Annotated in this window: 14 protein-coding genes; 6 read left to right on the top strand and 8 right to left on the bottom strand. The window is 64.6% G+C overall.

Annotated features, from left to right (window positions below):
* Positions 1-35: 35 nt before the first annotated feature.
* Both LMTR3_RS17920 and LMTR3_RS17915 read right to left on the bottom strand, forming a co-directional pair.
* Positions 36-704: a Dph6-related ATP pyrophosphatase gene (locus tag LMTR3_RS17920; RefSeq protein WP_065746376.1), complete on the bottom strand. Its 669-nt coding sequence runs from the start codon at positions 702-704 to the stop codon at positions 36-38.
* The gene (locus LMTR3_RS17915; RefSeq protein WP_065746375.1) at positions 704-2,107 is read right to left on the bottom strand and encodes a flavin monoamine oxidase family protein; all 1,404 of its coding nucleotides are present in this window, start codon (positions 2,105-2,107) and stop codon (positions 704-706) included. Before LMTR3_RS17915 ends, LMTR3_RS17920 begins: the two co-directional genes overlap by 1 nt.
* Positions 2,108-2,296: 189 nt before the next feature.
* On the opposite strand from LMTR3_RS17915, the gene LMTR3_RS17910 reads away from it, so the two are divergent.
* Complete coding sequence (locus LMTR3_RS17910) at positions 2,297-3,280, top strand: YiiX/YebB-like N1pC/P60 family cysteine hydrolase (RefSeq protein WP_065746374.1); 984 nt, start codon at positions 2,297-2,299, stop codon at positions 3,278-3,280.
* Positions 3,281-3,417: 137 nt separating this feature from the next.
* Here the strand turns inward: LMTR3_RS17910 and LMTR3_RS17905 are convergent, their stop codons facing one another.
* A complete protein-coding gene (locus LMTR3_RS17905; protein ID WP_141686690.1) occupies positions 3,418-5,487 on the bottom strand; it encodes a TonB-dependent receptor in 2,070 nt (689 codons plus the stop codon).
* Between the two features lie 270 nt (positions 5,488-5,757).
* Here LMTR3_RS17905 and nikR point away from each other — a divergent pair, with 270 nt between their 5' ends.
* Positions 5,758-6,192: a nickel-responsive transcriptional regulator NikR gene (gene nikR / locus LMTR3_RS17900; RefSeq protein ID WP_065746372.1), complete on the top strand. Its 435-nt coding sequence runs from the start codon at positions 5,758-5,760 to the stop codon at positions 6,190-6,192.
* Positions 6,193-6,269: 77 nt separating this feature from the next.
* On the opposite strand, the gene LMTR3_RS17895 is transcribed toward nikR, so the two are convergent.
* On the bottom strand, positions 6,270-6,545 hold the full coding sequence (locus LMTR3_RS17895) for a metal-sensitive transcriptional regulator (protein ID WP_057844804.1): 276 nt from the start codon (positions 6,543-6,545) through the stop codon (positions 6,270-6,272).
* 50 nt (positions 6,546-6,595) lie between these two features.
* Here LMTR3_RS17895 and LMTR3_RS17890 point away from each other — a divergent pair, with 50 nt between their 5' ends.
* A complete protein-coding gene (locus LMTR3_RS17890) occupies positions 6,596-8,992 on the top strand; it encodes a heavy metal translocating P-type ATPase (protein WP_084029708.1) in 2,397 nt (798 codons plus the stop codon).
* A gap of 267 nt (positions 8,993-9,259) precedes the next feature.
* Here LMTR3_RS17890 and LMTR3_RS17885 read toward each other — a convergent pair whose 3' ends face one another.
* Positions 9,260-10,198: a hydroxymethylglutaryl-CoA lyase-like TIM-barrel protein gene (locus LMTR3_RS17885; protein ID WP_065746750.1), complete on the bottom strand. Its 939-nt coding sequence runs from the start codon at positions 10,196-10,198 to the stop codon at positions 9,260-9,262.
* A gap of 122 nt (positions 10,199-10,320) precedes the next feature.
* On the opposite strand from LMTR3_RS17885, the gene LMTR3_RS17880 reads away from it, so the two are divergent.
* Positions 10,321-11,073, top strand: a complete 753-nt coding sequence (locus tag LMTR3_RS17880) for a sulfate transporter family protein (protein WP_065746370.1) — start codon at positions 10,321-10,323, stop codon at positions 11,071-11,073.
* A gap of 150 nt (positions 11,074-11,223) precedes the next feature.
* Here LMTR3_RS17880 and nth read toward each other — a convergent pair whose 3' ends face one another.
* Entirely contained in the window at positions 11,224-11,982 is a 759-nt protein-coding gene (gene nth / locus LMTR3_RS17875) for an endonuclease III (RefSeq protein ID WP_065746749.1), read from the bottom strand.
* A gap of 22 nt (positions 11,983-12,004) precedes the next feature.
* Between nth and LMTR3_RS17870 the strand changes: the two genes are divergently transcribed.
* Complete coding sequence (locus LMTR3_RS17870; protein ID WP_065746369.1) at positions 12,005-12,526, top strand: DUF2244 domain-containing protein; 522 nt, start codon at positions 12,005-12,007, stop codon at positions 12,524-12,526.
* 56 nt (positions 12,527-12,582) lie between these two features.
* Positions 12,583-13,479, top strand: coding sequence for a methylated-DNA--[protein]-cysteine S-methyltransferase (locus tag LMTR3_RS17865; protein ID WP_065746368.1), 897 nt, complete (start codon positions 12,583-12,585; stop codon positions 13,477-13,479).
* 117 nt (positions 13,480-13,596) lie between these two features.
* Here LMTR3_RS17865 and LMTR3_RS17860 read toward each other — a convergent pair whose 3' ends face one another.
* Positions 13,597-14,220 carry a 2,3-bisphosphoglycerate-dependent phosphoglycerate mutase gene (locus tag LMTR3_RS17860; RefSeq protein WP_065746367.1) on the bottom strand — a complete coding sequence of 208 codons (624 nt, stop codon included), beginning with the start codon at positions 14,218-14,220 and terminating at the stop codon, positions 13,597-13,599.
* Positions 14,221-14,243: 23 nt separating this feature from the next.
* Positions 14,244-15,059: a 4-hydroxy-tetrahydrodipicolinate reductase gene (dapB, locus tag LMTR3_RS17855; protein ID WP_065746366.1), complete on the bottom strand. Its 816-nt coding sequence runs from the start codon at positions 15,057-15,059 to the stop codon at positions 14,244-14,246.
* Between the last annotated feature and the right edge of the window lie 49 nt (positions 15,060-15,108).

Here is a 15,108-nt window from a genome sequence, read left to right as displayed (position 1 = left end):
GCCTTTGCCCGCCCTACGGCATCACGATTCCGGCGCTAGCCGATCACCAGATCGCAATACGCATATCCGTCGCGCGCGACGCACTCTCCGGTCATCACCGCCACCCGCCGCGAAAACATCGGCCCTGCCACGACGCAGGTGTGAAACTCGCCATTCTCGCCGCAGGGGTCGATGCCCTCCGGCAGATCGGCGAGCAGCGTTGCGTCGAATTTGCGACCGGCAAATTCCGCCGGCAGCTTCTTCAGATCGACGGTCGCAATGTGGGCTTCCAGCCCGCTTGCGATCATTGCTCGCGCGAGCTCCGGCGTTGGCCGCTCCCAGAGCGGAAACACCGGCGTGATTCCGGTGCCCGCCAGCTTCTGTTCGCGATAGGCGCGGATGTCAGCCAGGAACAGATCACCGAAGATCATGTGCGTGACGCCACTGGCTGCCGCTTGCGCGACCGCCTCACCCATTCGCGCCTCGTAGATCTCGTTCGGACAGGGATAGGGTATAGGCACGATCCGCTGCGAGAGGCCGGCAGCCTCGCATTGCGCCTGCAATATCTCCTGCCGCACACCATGGATCGAAACGCGGCCGAACGTCTCGGTCACCGTGGTCAGCGCGCCGATCACCTCGAATTCGCCCGCGCGCATCACTTCATGAAGCGCAAAGGCTGAATCCTTGCCGCTCGACCAGGAGATCAGTGCTTTGGGACGGGCCATCAGTTGATCGGAGACGGTGCACGCCGCCGCTGCCGCTGCTTCGCCGGCCGCGCCTCCGGCTCGGGATCCTTCAACGCGCCGATCCGCCGCAGTGCCGCCTCTGCCGCGCGCTCGCCGCTCTCCCAGGCGCCGTCGATCGTTCCCCACAGCGTTTCATGGGTCGCTTCGCCGGCGATATACATGCAGCCGATCGGTTCGGTCAGAACCTTTCGCGAGGATTGCCCCCCAGGACCGGCTGCGGACATCGCACCGAGCGCGAACGGCGCGGCGTTCCAGCGCGTCGCGCTCGATTTCGTCACCGCGGCGGCCGCCTCGCTGCCGTACAGTTTTGTCAGCCATTCCACTGCAAACGCCACCATCGCCTTCTCGCCCTGCGCGGAAAGATCGCGGCCGAACGAGCCGCCGACATCAAGGATGCAGAGCGACGAGCCGCCGATATTGGCTGATATCAGCGCCGTCTTGGTCGAACTGCTCTGCTCGATGACGACGTCGTCACGGGCGAGGCCGAGCGGATTGCCCGCCATCTGCAGGGCGATCCGGTCGTAGCTGCCGAGGCTGAGTTTCGAAGCCGCGTCGAGCATGCGCTTCGGAATGTCGGGCGCGAATTTGATATTGCCGGCCGCCAACACGTTGCTCGACACTGTGACGACGGCTGCGCGGGCGACGATCTTTCCGGCAGGTGTTTCCACCATGACGTCGCGGTTGCTCCAGACGACGCGATTGGCGGGCGTCGACAGCGCTACCGGCACCTGCTCGCCGAGTTTTGCGATCAGCGTGCCCAGTCCCTGGCGGCAGCCGATCGCGATGTTGCGGTCCTGCGCGCGCGACTTGTCGCCGACCGAGACGTCGTTCAGATCCTTGCCGGAGAAGCCGGCCCCCAGCACAAATTCCGCCGTGCCCGCCCAAACGCCGAGATCCTTCGGCAGCACGGAGGCACAGGAAACATCGAACCGCCGCGCGGCCTCGTCGATGGCGCGGTTGGCGCGTACCAGCGCCGCCAGAAACTCTTCGGTCTCGCCGGCGCGGGCGCTGCGGCGACCGATCCGGATCTTCTGGCCCGATGGCGCGCTCGTGAGCTCGAGCCCGGCCGCCCGCGCAAGCTTGATCATCGGATTGGTCTCGGGATTGTGCATCCAGCGCGCGCCGCGGTCGAACGGTACGTCGAAAGTCGAAACGTCGGTCTGGCAGCGGCCGCCGATCTGGCTCGCCGCTTCCACCACGATCACCCTGCGGTTCGCCGCCATGATCCGCCGCGCCGCAGCAATGCCGGCCGCACCCGCGCCGATCACCACGATGTCGGCATCCCGCGGCAAGGGCGCGGCCCCCGCACGCGCACCAGACAAAACCGGAACCGCCGCCAGGCCTGCGGACGCCGACAGAAAGGTGCGGCGGGTCAATGTCATGTCATGGTTTCCAGGACCTGAAGGACGAGAGAACAGCTAGCGAACTGTGCAGCATCTCACGTGACGCAGCAACACTCATGGTAAATCAATCATGATTGACCAGCCTCCCGCATGAACTAAATTGAAACGGCTTGCGACCATGATAAGGAAACAAAAAAAGCGGAAGAAAAGCCGCTCTGGGGGAGTTTCATGGGCGTAATGCTCGACACCATCGGCCAGTTGATTGCGGGCTACCTGCAGAAGGAAGTCCCGGGCTATGAGCCGTTCACGCCCAGCGACCCCGAACATCTGCGCGGCGTCATCGAGCCCGGCGATGTGCTGCTGGTCGAAGGCAACAACCGCATCTCCGGCATCATCAAATACCTCACGCAGTCCACCTGGTCGCATGGCGCGCTCTATGTCGGCCCGGTTGACGGCGCCACCGAGCCCGACGGCGAGCCGCATGTGCTGATCGAGGCCAATATCGGCGAGGGCGTCACTTCGGCGCCGCTGTCGAAGTATTTTCCCTATCACACCCGCATTTGCCGCCCGGTCGGCCTGTCCTACGAGGACCGTACCACGGTGTGCCGCTACGCCATCAACCGGATCGGCTTCGGCTACGACACCAAGAACATCGTCGATTTGATGCGCTATCTGATTCCATTGCCGATACCGCAGCGATGGCGGCGGCGCATGATCGCGTTCGGCTCCGGCGATCCCACCAAGATCATCTGCTCGGCGCTGATCGCGCAAGCCTTCGACGCCGTGCGCTATCCGATCCTGCCCAAGATTACCCGCGCCGCCTCGCGAAAGGCCCGGCGCGAAATCCTGCATATCCGCGATTCGTCGCTCTACATGCCGCGCGATTTCGACATCTCGCCCTATTTCGAAGTCGTCAAACCCACCATCGTGCACGGCTTCGACTACACGGCCTTGCACTGGGCCGACAAACAGAAGCCGCTCCCGGAGGTAGCGGGCCAATTCGGTGTGTTTCCAGAGGTCAAGTCGCCGCCGCTTGTTCCTGAAGAGATTGACGAAGAGACGCCGCTTCCGGCTGCGGCTGATGAAGTGACCGTCGAGACCACGATGATCGAGCGCGTCACCGTGTCGGAACATTATCTCGCCGTCGAATATGTCCCGGTCCGCTCGCCCGAGCGCCGCACGAGGCCGCGCAGGCCGGAAGTGGTAGCGTAGAGACCAATCGTAGGGTGGGCAAAGCGACTTGTCCGCCGTAGCTCAACGAGCGAAGGCGGAAGCGTGCCCACCATTTGAGGCGACATATCGGATGGATGGTGGACACGGCGCTGACGCGCCTTTGCCCACCCTACAATCTAGAATCTTCCCGCCAGCGTCAGTCGTACCGCGAGCGGCTCCGCCGGATGGACATGCCGGTCAGCCACGCCGCCGATCGGCTCGCCCGGCAATCGCGACAGGTAGTAGTACTCGATCTGGCTGGTCTTCGCATTGAAGAGATTGAGCACGTCGAGCTGCAGCCGCAGGCCATTGTCGAATTTGTAGCCCGCGCGCGCGTTGAAGATCAGCGCTGATTGCGAGCGGACGCTGTCGTCCTCGATCAGCGGGCGCGGGCCGAAATAGCGTCCCCGCAGCGCGCCGAACCAGCCGGCCTCGCCACCGAATGTCACACCGCCGCTCGCGAGCCATGCCGGCGCGCCCGGGATGAAATTTCCGACCGGATCGACATCAGTGAAGCGGGCGCGGGTGTAGGCGACATCGAAATCGAGCCGCATCCACGGCAGCATTTTATATTGGTTGGTCCATTCCACACCGACGCGCCGGCTGGGCCGGCTCGGTTCGGTGGTGCCGGCATCGCCGACAAACAGCAGCTCGGAATCGAAATCCAGCACGAACACCGCAAGCGAGCTGGTAAGGCCTTCAATCGCTTTGGTGCGGATGCCGATCTCGCCGCCCTTCGATCGGACCAGCAGCGGCACGCGATCCTGCGGCGTCACTTTGTCGAGCGGATCGACCGTGATGGTTGCGCCTCTGATATCGTTGGAGTGCAGGCCGTAGCCAGCATTGCCGTAGAACTCCGTTCGATACCATGGCCCCAGCACAAACCCGGCCTTGGGGCTCGCCATCGACGCCCGCGCGTTGCCGGAATTTTGCGGCGTATCGCTGAGCACCCTGCCCGCAAAATAATCCTCGCGGATGCCGACCGTGGTGCGCAGCCAGTCGGTCCAGCGCGCCGTCGTGTCGGCCCAAAGGCCAACGTTACCTTCCTTCACGCTGTCTTCGCGAACGGTCGAAAGCGTCTCGCGCTGCAACGTCTTGAACAGGCCGACGCGGATATCGTCGCCCCGCGTCTGCAGTCCGATGCGGGTCTGCGTTTCGATCCCACCCACGCGTACATCGAAAGCGTGGCTGGCGTTAAGGCCATAGACCGTGCGCCGGTCCATCTGACTGAACTGATCGCCATTGACGGGATCGTCGAGAAAATAGGTGAAGTTATTGTAGAGCCGCAGCGACGAGTTGATCACATAGGCGTTGACCTTGCTCTGCCCGTATTCGCTCGACTGCGCCCAGTTGCTCGACAGCGAGAACCGGCTCGAGACGCCGCCATCGGTCGGATCGAGCGTCCCGAACCGGTCGATCACGCCCTGGTCGATCGCGCGCTGCGCCACCTGGTCGGTCGAATTCCAGCCGTTCGAATAGGCCATCGCCGACAGCGTAAAGCCGTCGGTCGCAGTGCCCTGGCTGTAGCGCAGCACGCCGTTGAGCTTGCGCACATTGTCGGGCACGTCCCATGGACCGTTATATGCGACGCCCTCGAACGCGCTGAGCAAGGTGCCTGCGCCGACCGCCGTCGACCCCGCCGCCAGCGCGCGGTGATAGCCAAAACTGCCGAACGTCAGCTCGGTGACGTTCTTCGGCAGCCGGTTGACATAGTCGATGGCGACAGCGCCCGCGGATGCGAAATCACCCTGATCGGCGAAGTACGGTCCCTTGCGGACACTGACTGACTGCACCAGCTCCGGAATCAGAAAATTGATGTCGGCATAGCCCTGGCCGTGACCATGGCTCGGCATGTTGACCGGCATGCCGTCGACGCTGATGGCGAGATCGGTGCCGTGATCGAGATTGAAGCCGCGCAGAAAATACTGGTTGGCTTTGCCCTCGCCGGAATGCTGGGTAACGATCAGCCCGGGCACCGCCTCCAGCGCCTCGCCGACGCGCGAGAAAGGCCGGGCGTTCAGCTCCGTGCCGCTGATCGTCGTGGCACTGGCTGCGGTCGGTTGCAGGTATGCGAGCCCCGCCGTCGCGGAGCCGGACGCCACGCCGCTGCTGACGGGTGATGGTGCGGGCGTGCTTGGTTGAACCGCGGATGGGCTTTGCGCGGTTTGCTCACGGCGCGGTGGCTTGGCCCGGTTGCGCGGCCCCATTTCGGGAGGATTGACGGTCACAGCGGGAAGCTGGCCTGGGTATGTCCCAGCGACGCTCTGCGCGTCGGCCGGAGACCCCAGGGCCAATAGGGATGCGGCAGCCGAAAGTGCTCCCCAAGTAACCCGCCGCAACGCTCATGCCCCGCACGACAACTGCTACAATCGGCGCACGACCGCATCAGTTCGACTTAACCAGCATCTCAACGCTAGCAAGCGCGGTATGATGTTACAATAGAAATATCATACCGGACGCTCCCCACGGAATTTTCCATGCAACGGATTACGATCACGATCGAAGACGAACTGCTCGCCGAGATCGACGCGGCGGCGGAAGCCCGCGGCTATCAGAGCCGCTCCGAGATCATCCGCGATCTCGCGCGCGCTGGCCTGCAGCAAAGCGCCGAGAACGCCACGCCGTCGGGCCAATGCGTCGCCGCACTGGTCTACGTCTACGATCACGCCGCGCGCGACCTCTCAAAACGGCTGGTGCAGAACTTCCACGGCCACCACGATCTGTCGCTGGCGACGCTGCATGTGCATCTCGACGACGATTCTTGCATGGAGGTGACGGCGCTGAAGGGCGCGAGCGGCGAGGTCCGGCACCTGGCCGACCACATCATCGCCGAGCGCGGCGTGCGCTATGGCCGCGTGGTGATGATCCCGACGGCCTCGGGCAAGAAGCCGCGGACGCGCAGGCACGACTGACACTGATCTGGATCAAGGCGCGCGACTGGCTCGGAAGCGATAATTACCAATCATCCCACGAGACCATTGCCGCGATGCTACCGGTCCGAGCGCCCGATCACGTCCATCAGTTCAGCGATCTTTTCGCGCTGGTCGGCCTTGTTGCCGCTGGTGATGGCGTGCTCGACGCAATGCGCCACGTGATCCCGCAACACCTCCTCCTCGACGCGCCGCAGCGCGGCCCGGACGGCGGAGATCTGGGTAACGATGTCGATGCAGTAACGGTCCTCATCAACCATTCGTGACAGGCCGCGGACCTGGCCCTCGATCCGGCTGAGACGTTTCTGACAGGATGCCTTGATGTCTTTTCGCATGCGGCCTATATACCCCTACAGGGTATAGGTTTCAAGTGCCGGAGATGATGATGAACAACAATGAAAACGCCGATCGAAACGGCGCTTCGAAGGGCGCCTGCTGCGGCGGGCATGGCCACGCCAGTCACAGCCACCACGGCCATCAAGCCGCCGGTTCGGCGACCGTGCGCGATCCCGTCTGCGGCATGAGCGTCGATCCCGCGACCAGCAAGCACCGCTTCGACCATCATGGCGAGACCTTTCATTTCTGCTCGGCCGGCTGCCGCACCAAATTCGCCGCCGATCCCGTCGCCTATCTCGATAAGGACAAGAGGCCGAAGGCCGCCGTGCCGGAGGGCACGATCTACACCTGCCCGATGCACCCCGAGATCCGCCAGGTCGGTCCGGGAAGCTGCCCGATCTGCGGCATGGCGCTGGAGCCGGAGGTGGCAAGCCTCGATGCGCCACCCAATCCGGAACTCGCGGACATGACGCGCCGCTTCTGGATCGGCCTCGTGCTTTCGCTGCCGGCCGTCGTTCTGGAGATGGGCGGCCACCTCGTCGGCGGCCATGGCTGGGTCGACCAGACGCTGTCGAACTGGATTCAGCTAGCGTTCGCCACCCCGGTCGTGCTCTGGGCCGGCTGGCCGTTCTTCGTGCGTGGCCGGCAGTCGCTGGTGACGCGCAATCTCAACATGTTCACGCTGATCGCGATGGGCACCGGCGTGGCCTATGCCTACAGCGTGGTCGGCACCGTTGCGCCCGGCATCTTCCCCGCCACCTTCCGCGGCCATGGCGGAGCGGTCGCGGTCTATTTCGAAGCGGCGGCGGTCATCACCGTGCTCGTGCTGCTGGGCCAAGTGCTCGAACTCCGTGCCCGCGAAGCGACGTCAGGCGCGATCAAGGCGCTGCTGCAGCTTGCGCCGAAGACCGCCCGCCGCATCGGCGACGATGGCACGGATCATGAGGTCGAGATCGACGCGCTGGCGGTGGGCGACAAACTGCGGGTCCGGCCGGGCGAGAAGGTGCCGGTCGACGGCGTCATCCTCGAAGGCCGCTCCTCGCTCGACGAGTCGCTGGTAACGGGCGAATCCATGCCGGTGACCAAGGAGCCCGGCAGCAAGGTCATTTCAGGCACGCTCAACCAGTCCGGCGGCTTCATCATGCGCGCCGACAAAGTTGGCCGCGACACGCTGCTGTCGCAGATCGTGAAAATGGTGGCGGATGCGCAGCGCTCCCGTGCGCCGATCCAGCGCCTGGCCGATCAGGTTTCCGGCTGGTTCGTGCCTGTCGTCATCGCCGTGGCGTTGCTGGCGTTCGGCGCCTGGGCCTGGTTCGGACCGGAGCCGCGCATGGCATTTGGCCTGGTCGCCGCCGTCAGCGTCCTCATCATCGCCTGTCCCTGCGCGCTCGGCCTCGCCACGCCGATGTCGATCATGGTCGGCGTCGGCCACGGCGCCCAGGCCGGCGTTCTGATCAAGAACGCCGAGGCGCTGGAGCGCATGGAGAGGATCGACACGCTGGTGGTCGACAAAACGGGCACGCTGACCGAGGGCAAGCCGAAGGTGGTCACCATCGTGACGGCCGCGGGATTTGAAGAGGCAGAAATTCTGCGGCTGGCGGCGAGCGTCGAGCGGGCCAGCGAACACCCGCTGGCCGACGCCATCGTGCGGTCGGCCAAAGAGCGCAATCTCGATCTCGGCAAGGTCGAGGCATTCGATTCGCCGACCGGCAAGGGCGCCACCGGCAAGGTCGACGGCAAGCCCATCGTGCTCGGCAACGCAAATTTCCTGCAGTTCCTCGGCATCGATGCCAGCGCGTTGAACGAACAGGGCGAACGTCTGCGCGGCGACGGCGCGACGGTGATCAACATGGCGGTTGACGGCAAGCTCGCGGGATTGTTCGCGATCGCCGATCCCGTGAAAGCATCGACACCCGACGCCCTGAAGGCACTGGCTGCCGAGGGCATCAAGGTCATCATGCTGACCGGCGATAACAGAACCACAGCGAACGCCGTCGCACGCGGCCTTGGTATCGCCGAGGTCGAGGCGGAAGTGCTGCCCGATCAGAAGAGCGCGGTGGTCGCAAAACTGCAGAAGGCCGGCAAGATCGTTGCGATGGCCGGCGACGGCGTCAACGACGCGCCGGCGCTCGCCGCAGCCGAAGTCGGCATTGCGATGGGCACGGGAACGGATGTTGCGATGGAGAGCGCCGGCATCACGTTGCTGAAGGGCGATCTCGGCGGCATCGTCCGCGCCCGCCGGCTGTCGCAGGCGACCATGCGCAATATCAGGCAGAACCTGTTCTTCGCCTTCATCTACAACGCCGCCGGCATCCCGATCGCTGCAGGTATTCTCTATCCGGCGTTCGGCCTCTTGCTGTCACCGATCATCGCCGCCGCCGCGATGGCGCTATCGTCGGTCAGCGTCGTCGGCAACGCGCTGCGATTGCGGCTGACGCGGCTGTAGGAGCCGCTCCGGACGACGATAGGGCAAAGCGCGACACTCTCACCGCACGAACGGTGAGCTCCCTCCCCCCTTGCGGGGGAGGGCTGGGGAGAGGGGTTCTCTCCAAGCGCACGGACCGAGCAAATTGTCGACAGTTTAGTCAGGCATCATTTGAACAACGAGCACCGCCGATGCGGCCACCCCTCTCCCTAACCCTCCCCCGCAAGGGGGGAGGGAACATAGCTCCCGTGTAGAAGCGTCCTCGCGAACCAACTCAGTCGACGCCAATCACGCAGCCTTCCCGCGCGGCAATCCGGCGCGTGCCAGACCGCCATACAGCGTCTCTTCAGGCATTTCCGATTTCAGAATGCCGCGCACCGCGATCAGCTTTTCAATATCGATGCCTGTGGCAAACCCCTTGCTCTCGCACAGGAACACCAGATCCTCGAACACCACGTTGCCGGTCGCGCCCGGCGCGAACGGGCAGCCGCCGAGGCCGCCGAGCGATCCATCGAGCACGCGCGCGCCGGCATCGAGCGCGGCGGAAGCGTTGGCGATCCCCATGCCGCGCGTGTCATGCAGGTGAATGCAGATCGGCTTTCCACCTGCGATCTTCACTGCGCCTGCGACGAGTTCGCCGACCTGCTTCGGCCCGGCATAGCCGACCGTGTCGGCGATCGCGACCATGTCGACGCCGGCCTCGAACAATTTCTCCGTCAGCCGCAGCACTTCCGCAGGGTCTACGGGACCTACGATCGAACAGCCCAGCGCCATCGAGATCGCGGCGTTCACCACCGGTCTGTGCGCGCTGGCGTCGCGCAATTCGCAGAGCCGCCTGACGTTGGCGATCGCGGACACCCGCGACCGGTTGGCGTTGGCCTGGCTGTGTTCCTCGGTTGCCGAGACCACGGTTGCCACTTCGGCCACGCCAGACGCCAGCGCCTCGTTGGCGCCACGCTCGTTCAGCGTCAGCGCGATGCCGTAGGCGCCGGGCAGCGACGCCACGGTCCCGATGATGTCGCGCACATCGGCGAATTGCGGAAACGTCTTTTGCGGCAGGAACGAGCCAACCTCGAAATGGCGCACGCCCGCGGCATACTCATCGCGAATCCAGCGCTGCTTGGCCGACGTGGACGGAAATGTCTTCACGAGCTGCAGACCGTCGCGCAAGCCGACCTCGCGCAGCACGATCTTGTTGTCGGGATAGATTTCCTGGACACGGGTCATGGCAGCCTCATGCGGCATTGTTCTTGACGGCAGTCTCACCTCCCGGGAGGGGCAGGCTCTTGCCGAAGCCCTTGCGGCTATCTACCTCTCGCGAGGGCTTTTTCACAAGAGGCAGAACCGCCATGTTGGACGCCGCCGTCAAGGCGCTTTCGCAGATCCTGTCGCCGCCGATGCGCACCATCCTGTGGCGCTCGATCGGGTTGGCGCTGGTGCTGATTACGGTGCTGGCCGTCGGCTTGCAGCGCGCATTGAGCTGGTTCGCTGAGTACGGCGAAGTCTGGGCCGAGGCGATGCTCGGCCCGGGCTTCCACACGTCGCTCAATATCCTTTCCTGGATCATCTCGATCGCGGCCGGTCTTGGCGTCGTGCTCGGCGGAATCTTCCTGATGCCGGCGGTCACCTCGCTGGTTGCGAGCGTGTTCGTCGATGACGTCGCCGAGCATGTCGAGCGCGAGCACTATCCGGCGGAGCGTCCCGGCGCCGCGCTGCCGCTCGGCGTTGCGATCCCCGAGGGCATCAAGACGGCGCTGCTCACCATTCTGGTCTATCTGATCGCCCTGCCCTTCGTGCTGTTCGCGGGCGCGGGCTTCCTGATCTTCTTCATCGCCACGGCGTGGCTTTTGGGCCGCGAATATTTCGAACTCGCCGCCATGCGCTTTCGCCCGCCGGCGGAAGCCAAGGCGATGCGCCGGGACAATGCAGCCACTATCTTCACCGCAGGCCTGTTCATCGCGGCCTTCGTCTCGATCCCGATCGTCAATCTGGCGACGCCGCTGTTCGGCATGGCCTTCATGGTCCACATGCACAAGCGCCTGTCGGGCCCGCGGCCGGAGTTGATCGAGCCTGCGCGCAAGCCGGGCATGCCGGTGATCTAGCCCCTCATGGTGAGGAGCGCGTCTTCGCGCGTCTCCGGACGATGCTTCGCATCGCCGGGAGAACCATGAGGCCCGCGGCCCATCCTTCGAGACGCGGCCTAACGGCCGCTACTCAGGATGAGGTGGAGCAAGGGGACGAGGTAGAAACCCTCACACCGTCTTTTCGGGCCACCGGCACAGATCGTTGATCAAGCAAACCTCGCAGCGCGGCTTGCGGGCGAGGCAGGTATAGCGCCCGTGCAGGATCAGCCAATGATGGGCGTGCAGCATGAATTCCGGCGGGATCACCTTCTCCAGCCCCAGCTCCACCGCGAGCGGCGTGTTGCCGGACGCGAGACCGGTACGGTTGCCGACGCGGAACACATGCGTATCGACCGCCATGGTGTGTTCGCCATAGGCCATGTTGAGCACGACGTTGGCAGTCTTGCGCCCGGCGCCGGGCAGCGATTCGATTTCAGCGCGGGTGCGCGGCACCTCGCCGCCGAATTCATCGATCAGCTTTTGCGATAGCGCGATGACGTTTTTCGCCTTGTTGCGATAGAGTCCGATGGTCCTGATGTAGTCGCGTACCTTGTCTTCGCCGAGCGCCAACATCTCCTCCGGCGTATCGGCCACCGCAAACAGCGCGCGCGTCGCCTTGTTGACGCCAGCGTCGGTCGCCTGCGCCGACAGCACCACGGCCACCAGCAGCGTGTAGGGGTTGAGATGTTCGAGCTCGCCCTTCGGCTCCGGATTGGCCTTGCGAAATCGGCTGAAAGCCTCGTGGATCTCGGCGGGCGTCCAGGGTTTCGGCTTCGGTGCCCTTTTGGTCCGCGCCGGTAACGCCTTGACGGCCTTCTTCACCGGTCTATTCGGCTTCGATGGAACACCGGCTTTTTTGGCGCTGAGAGAGCGGATGATTTTGGCCATGATCGGGATATACTGACACGCGATGACCGCAAGCAACGACTTTGATCCGGAGCTTGATCAGCCGACGCTGTTTTCGGCGCGGGTGACGCCGCATCGCTCGCTGAACCGCACCGGCTTTTTGGTGCTGATGATTTTCATCGGCGGCGTGAGCTTTGTCGCCGGCATCGCATTTTTGCTGATGGGCGCCTGGCCCGTGGTCGGCTTTTTCGGCCTTGATGTGCTGGTGATCTACTGGGCGTTCCGGGTCAATTTTCGCAGCGCTGATGCCACCGAGGACATCATGGTGACGCCAACGGAGTTGCGCGTCCGGCGGGTCAGCCATCTTGGCCATCTGATGGAATGGTCGTGCAATCCGCTCTGGGTGCAGTTGGAGCAGACCGGCGACCCGGAATTCGGCATCGAGCGGCTTTACCTAGTCTCCCGCGGCCACCGGGTGTCGATCGGCCAAGTCCTGGGACCCGACGAAAAAGCTAGCTTTGCCAAAGCCTTATTGGCCGCACTACAGGTCGCCAAGCGCGGGCCTACCTATAATCCGGTGGCTTGAGATGCTTGTCGGAAATCGGGTGGTTTGGAGGCCGCATGAGCCCTAAATCAGACCCCATGATGATATCAGCCATACACGACCAGCGCCTGGCCAAACCAGGCCACCAGAGCGCTGCGCTGCGCGATTACGATTCGGTGCGCCGCGCCATCGCGTTCATCTCGGAACACTGGCGCACGCAGCCGACCATCGAGGCGATGGCGGATGCCGCCGCCGTGACGCCGGACGAACTGCACCATCTATTCCGCCGCTGGGCCGGGCTGACGCCGAAGGCGTTTATGCAGGCGCTTACCCTGGACCATGCCAAGGGCTTGTTGCGCGATTCCGCGAGCGTGCTCGATGCCGCGCTCGACTCGGGGCTGTCCGGCCCGGGCCGGCTGCATGATCTCTTCGTCACCCATGAAGCGATGTCGCCGGGCGAATGGAAGAATGGCGGCGCCGGCATGACGCTGAGTTACGGGTTCCATGCTTCGCCGTTCGGCACGGCCATCGTGATCGCGAGCGAGCGAGGCCTTGCGGGGCTCGCCTTCGCCGATCCCGGCGACGAGCCGACGGCGTTCGCCGACATGAAGCGGCGCTGGCCGAATGCGACCTATGTCGAGGACCATGACGGCACCGTCGGCCTCGCGCAACGCATCTTCGATACGCGGCTGTGGCGGCCGGACCAGCCGCTGCGCGTGGTGCTGATCGGCACCGATTTCGAGGTGCGGGTGTGGGAGACGCTGTTGAAGATCCCGATGGGCCGCGCGGTCTGTTATTCTGACATCGCCACCAAGATCAAAAGCCCGAAAGCCTCGCGCGCAGTCGGCGCCGCAGTCGGCCGCAACCCGGTGTCGTTCGTGGTGCCCTGCCATCGCGCCCTCGGCAAGGGTGGCGCGCTAACCGGCTATCACTGGGGCGTCACGCGCAAGCAGGCGATGCTCGGCTGGGAAGCGGGGCAGGTAGGATTGCATTGAATTACGTGGACGCCGTAGGGTGGGCAAAGCGGAGCGTGCCCACCATTGCAGTCCGACGACGCGGACAGATGATGGGCACGTCGCTTGCGCTCCTTTGCCCACCCTACGAGTCCAGCGTTACGCCGCCAGATCGAGCTTCGACGCGACCGTCGAATCCGCGTTGAGCCGGTAGATCACCGGCGCGCCGGTCGCGAGTTCGCGCTTCAAGATCTGCTCGGGCGTCAGCTTCTCCAGCACCATGATCAGCGCGCGCAGCGAGTTGCCGTGGGCGGCGACCAGCGTGCGCTCGCCGCGCAGCACGCCAGGCAGAATCTCCTGCACGTAATACGGCAGCGCGCGCGCCAGCGTGTCCTTGAGGCTTTCGCCGCCGGGCGGCGGCACGTCATAGGAGCGGCGCCAGATCAAGACCTGCTCCTCACCCCATTTCTTGCGGGCGTCATCCTTGTTGAGTCCCGAAAGGTCGCCGTAGTCGCGCTCGTTGAGCGCCAGGTCGCATTTGGTCGGCAATCCGGTCTGGCCGATCTCCGCCAGCGCCAGGTCGAGCGTGCGCTGCGCCCGCTTCAGCACCGAGGTAAAGGCGACATCGAACGTCAATCCCTGCGCCTTCAGCTTGCGGCCGGCCTCTTTTGCTTCCGATACACCGAGTTCGGAGAGGTCGGGATCCTTCCAGCCGGTGAACAGGTTCTTCAAATTCCAGTCGCTCTGGCCGTGCCGCACGAGCACGAGAAGACGATCGCTCATTCCAAGATTCCGTTTTTCGATGGTTAGAAGTCGGCGAGCCCCAGCACGTCGGTCATCGTGTAGAAGCCGGGCGCCTTGCCCCGCGCCCACAGCGCCGCCTTGATCGCGCCCTGCGCGAACATGGTTCGGTCCTCGGCGCGGTGGGTCAGTTCGATCCGCTCCATCGGACCCGCGAAGATCACGGAGTGATCGCCGGTGACGGTGCCGCCGCGAAGCGAAGCGAAACCGATATCGCCGGGCCGGCGCGCGCCGGTATGGCCGTCGCGGCCGCGCGCGGAGCGGGCGTGCAGGTCGACGCCGCGGCCGGCGGCCGCAGCTTCACCGAGCAGGAAGGCCGTGCCCGAGGGCGCGTCGATCTTGGCCTTGTGGTGCATCTCGACGATTTCGATGTCAAAACTTTCGTCCAGCGATTGCGCGACACGCTTGACCAGTGCGGCGAGCAGATTGACGCCGAGGCTCATATTGCCGGACTGCACCACCACCGCACGCGAGGTGACGCTCTTGATGACCGCCATGTCGGACACCGACAGGCCGGTGGTTCCGACGATGTGCACCAGACCGCGTTCGGCGGCGATCGCGACATTGGCGATGGTGGCCGCGGGCACGGTGAAATCCAGAATGCCGTCGGCATTGGAGGACAATGTCCAGAGGTCCGCCGACAACTCGACGCCATTGGCCGGCAGGCCGGCGAGCACGCCGGCATCCTTGCCCAGAAGTTCCGAGCCCGGCGCTTCCAGCGCGCCGGCCAGCGCCGCACCCGGCGTTTCCGAAATCACGCGCACCAGCGCACGGCCCATCCGGCCGCCGGCCCCCGCTACGATCAATCGCATATCGGCCATGGCTTTTACCTCTGCACGCCCTATAGCGGGATGAGGCCGTTCCGGCAAC

It is taken from the genome of Bradyrhizobium sp. LMTR 3 (genome assembly GCF_001693485.1).
Taxonomy (GTDB): domain Bacteria; phylum Pseudomonadota; class Alphaproteobacteria; order Rhizobiales; family Xanthobacteraceae; genus Bradyrhizobium.
This window is presented reverse-complemented; position numbering and strand designations above follow the sequence as displayed.

Bases quoted from the DNA above. Each gene is read 5' to 3' on its own strand.
- LMTR3_RS17920 (WP_065746376.1), bottom strand. From the start codon at position 704: ATGGCCCGTCCCAAAGCACTGATCTCCTGGTCGAGCGGCAAGGATTCA.
- LMTR3_RS17915 (WP_065746375.1), bottom strand. From the start codon at position 2,107: ATGACATTGACCCGCCGCACCTTTCTGTCGGCGTCCGCAGGCCTGGCG.
- LMTR3_RS17910 (WP_065746374.1), top strand. From the start codon at position 2,297: ATGGGCGTAATGCTCGACACCATCGGCCAGTTGATTGCGGGCTACCTG.
- LMTR3_RS17905 (WP_141686690.1), bottom strand. From the start codon at position 5,487: ATGGGGCCGCGCAACCGGGCCAAGCCACCGCGCCGTGAGCAAACCGCG.
- nikR (WP_065746372.1), top strand. From the start codon at position 5,758: ATGCAACGGATTACGATCACGATCGAAGACGAACTGCTCGCCGAGATC.
- LMTR3_RS17895 (WP_057844804.1), bottom strand. From the start codon at position 6,545: ATGCGAAAAGACATCAAGGCATCCTGTCAGAAACGTCTCAGCCGGATC.
- LMTR3_RS17890 (WP_084029708.1), top strand. From the start codon at position 6,596: ATGAACAACAATGAAAACGCCGATCGAAACGGCGCTTCGAAGGGCGCC.
- LMTR3_RS17885 (WP_065746750.1), bottom strand. From the start codon at position 10,198: ATGACCCGTGTCCAGGAAATCTATCCCGACAACAAGATCGTGCTGCGC.
- LMTR3_RS17880 (WP_065746370.1), top strand. From the start codon at position 10,321: ATGTTGGACGCCGCCGTCAAGGCGCTTTCGCAGATCCTGTCGCCGCCG.
- nth (WP_065746749.1), bottom strand. From the start codon at position 11,982: ATGGCCAAAATCATCCGCTCTCTCAGCGCCAAAAAAGCCGGTGTTCCA.
- LMTR3_RS17870 (WP_065746369.1), top strand. From the start codon at position 12,005: ATGACCGCAAGCAACGACTTTGATCCGGAGCTTGATCAGCCGACGCTG.
- LMTR3_RS17865 (WP_065746368.1), top strand. From the start codon at position 12,583: ATGATGATATCAGCCATACACGACCAGCGCCTGGCCAAACCAGGCCAC.
- LMTR3_RS17860 (WP_065746367.1), bottom strand. From the start codon at position 14,220: ATGAGCGATCGTCTTCTCGTGCTCGTGCGGCACGGCCAGAGCGACTGG.
- dapB (WP_065746366.1), bottom strand. From the start codon at position 15,059: ATGGCCGATATGCGATTGATCGTAGCGGGGGCCGGCGGCCGGATGGGC.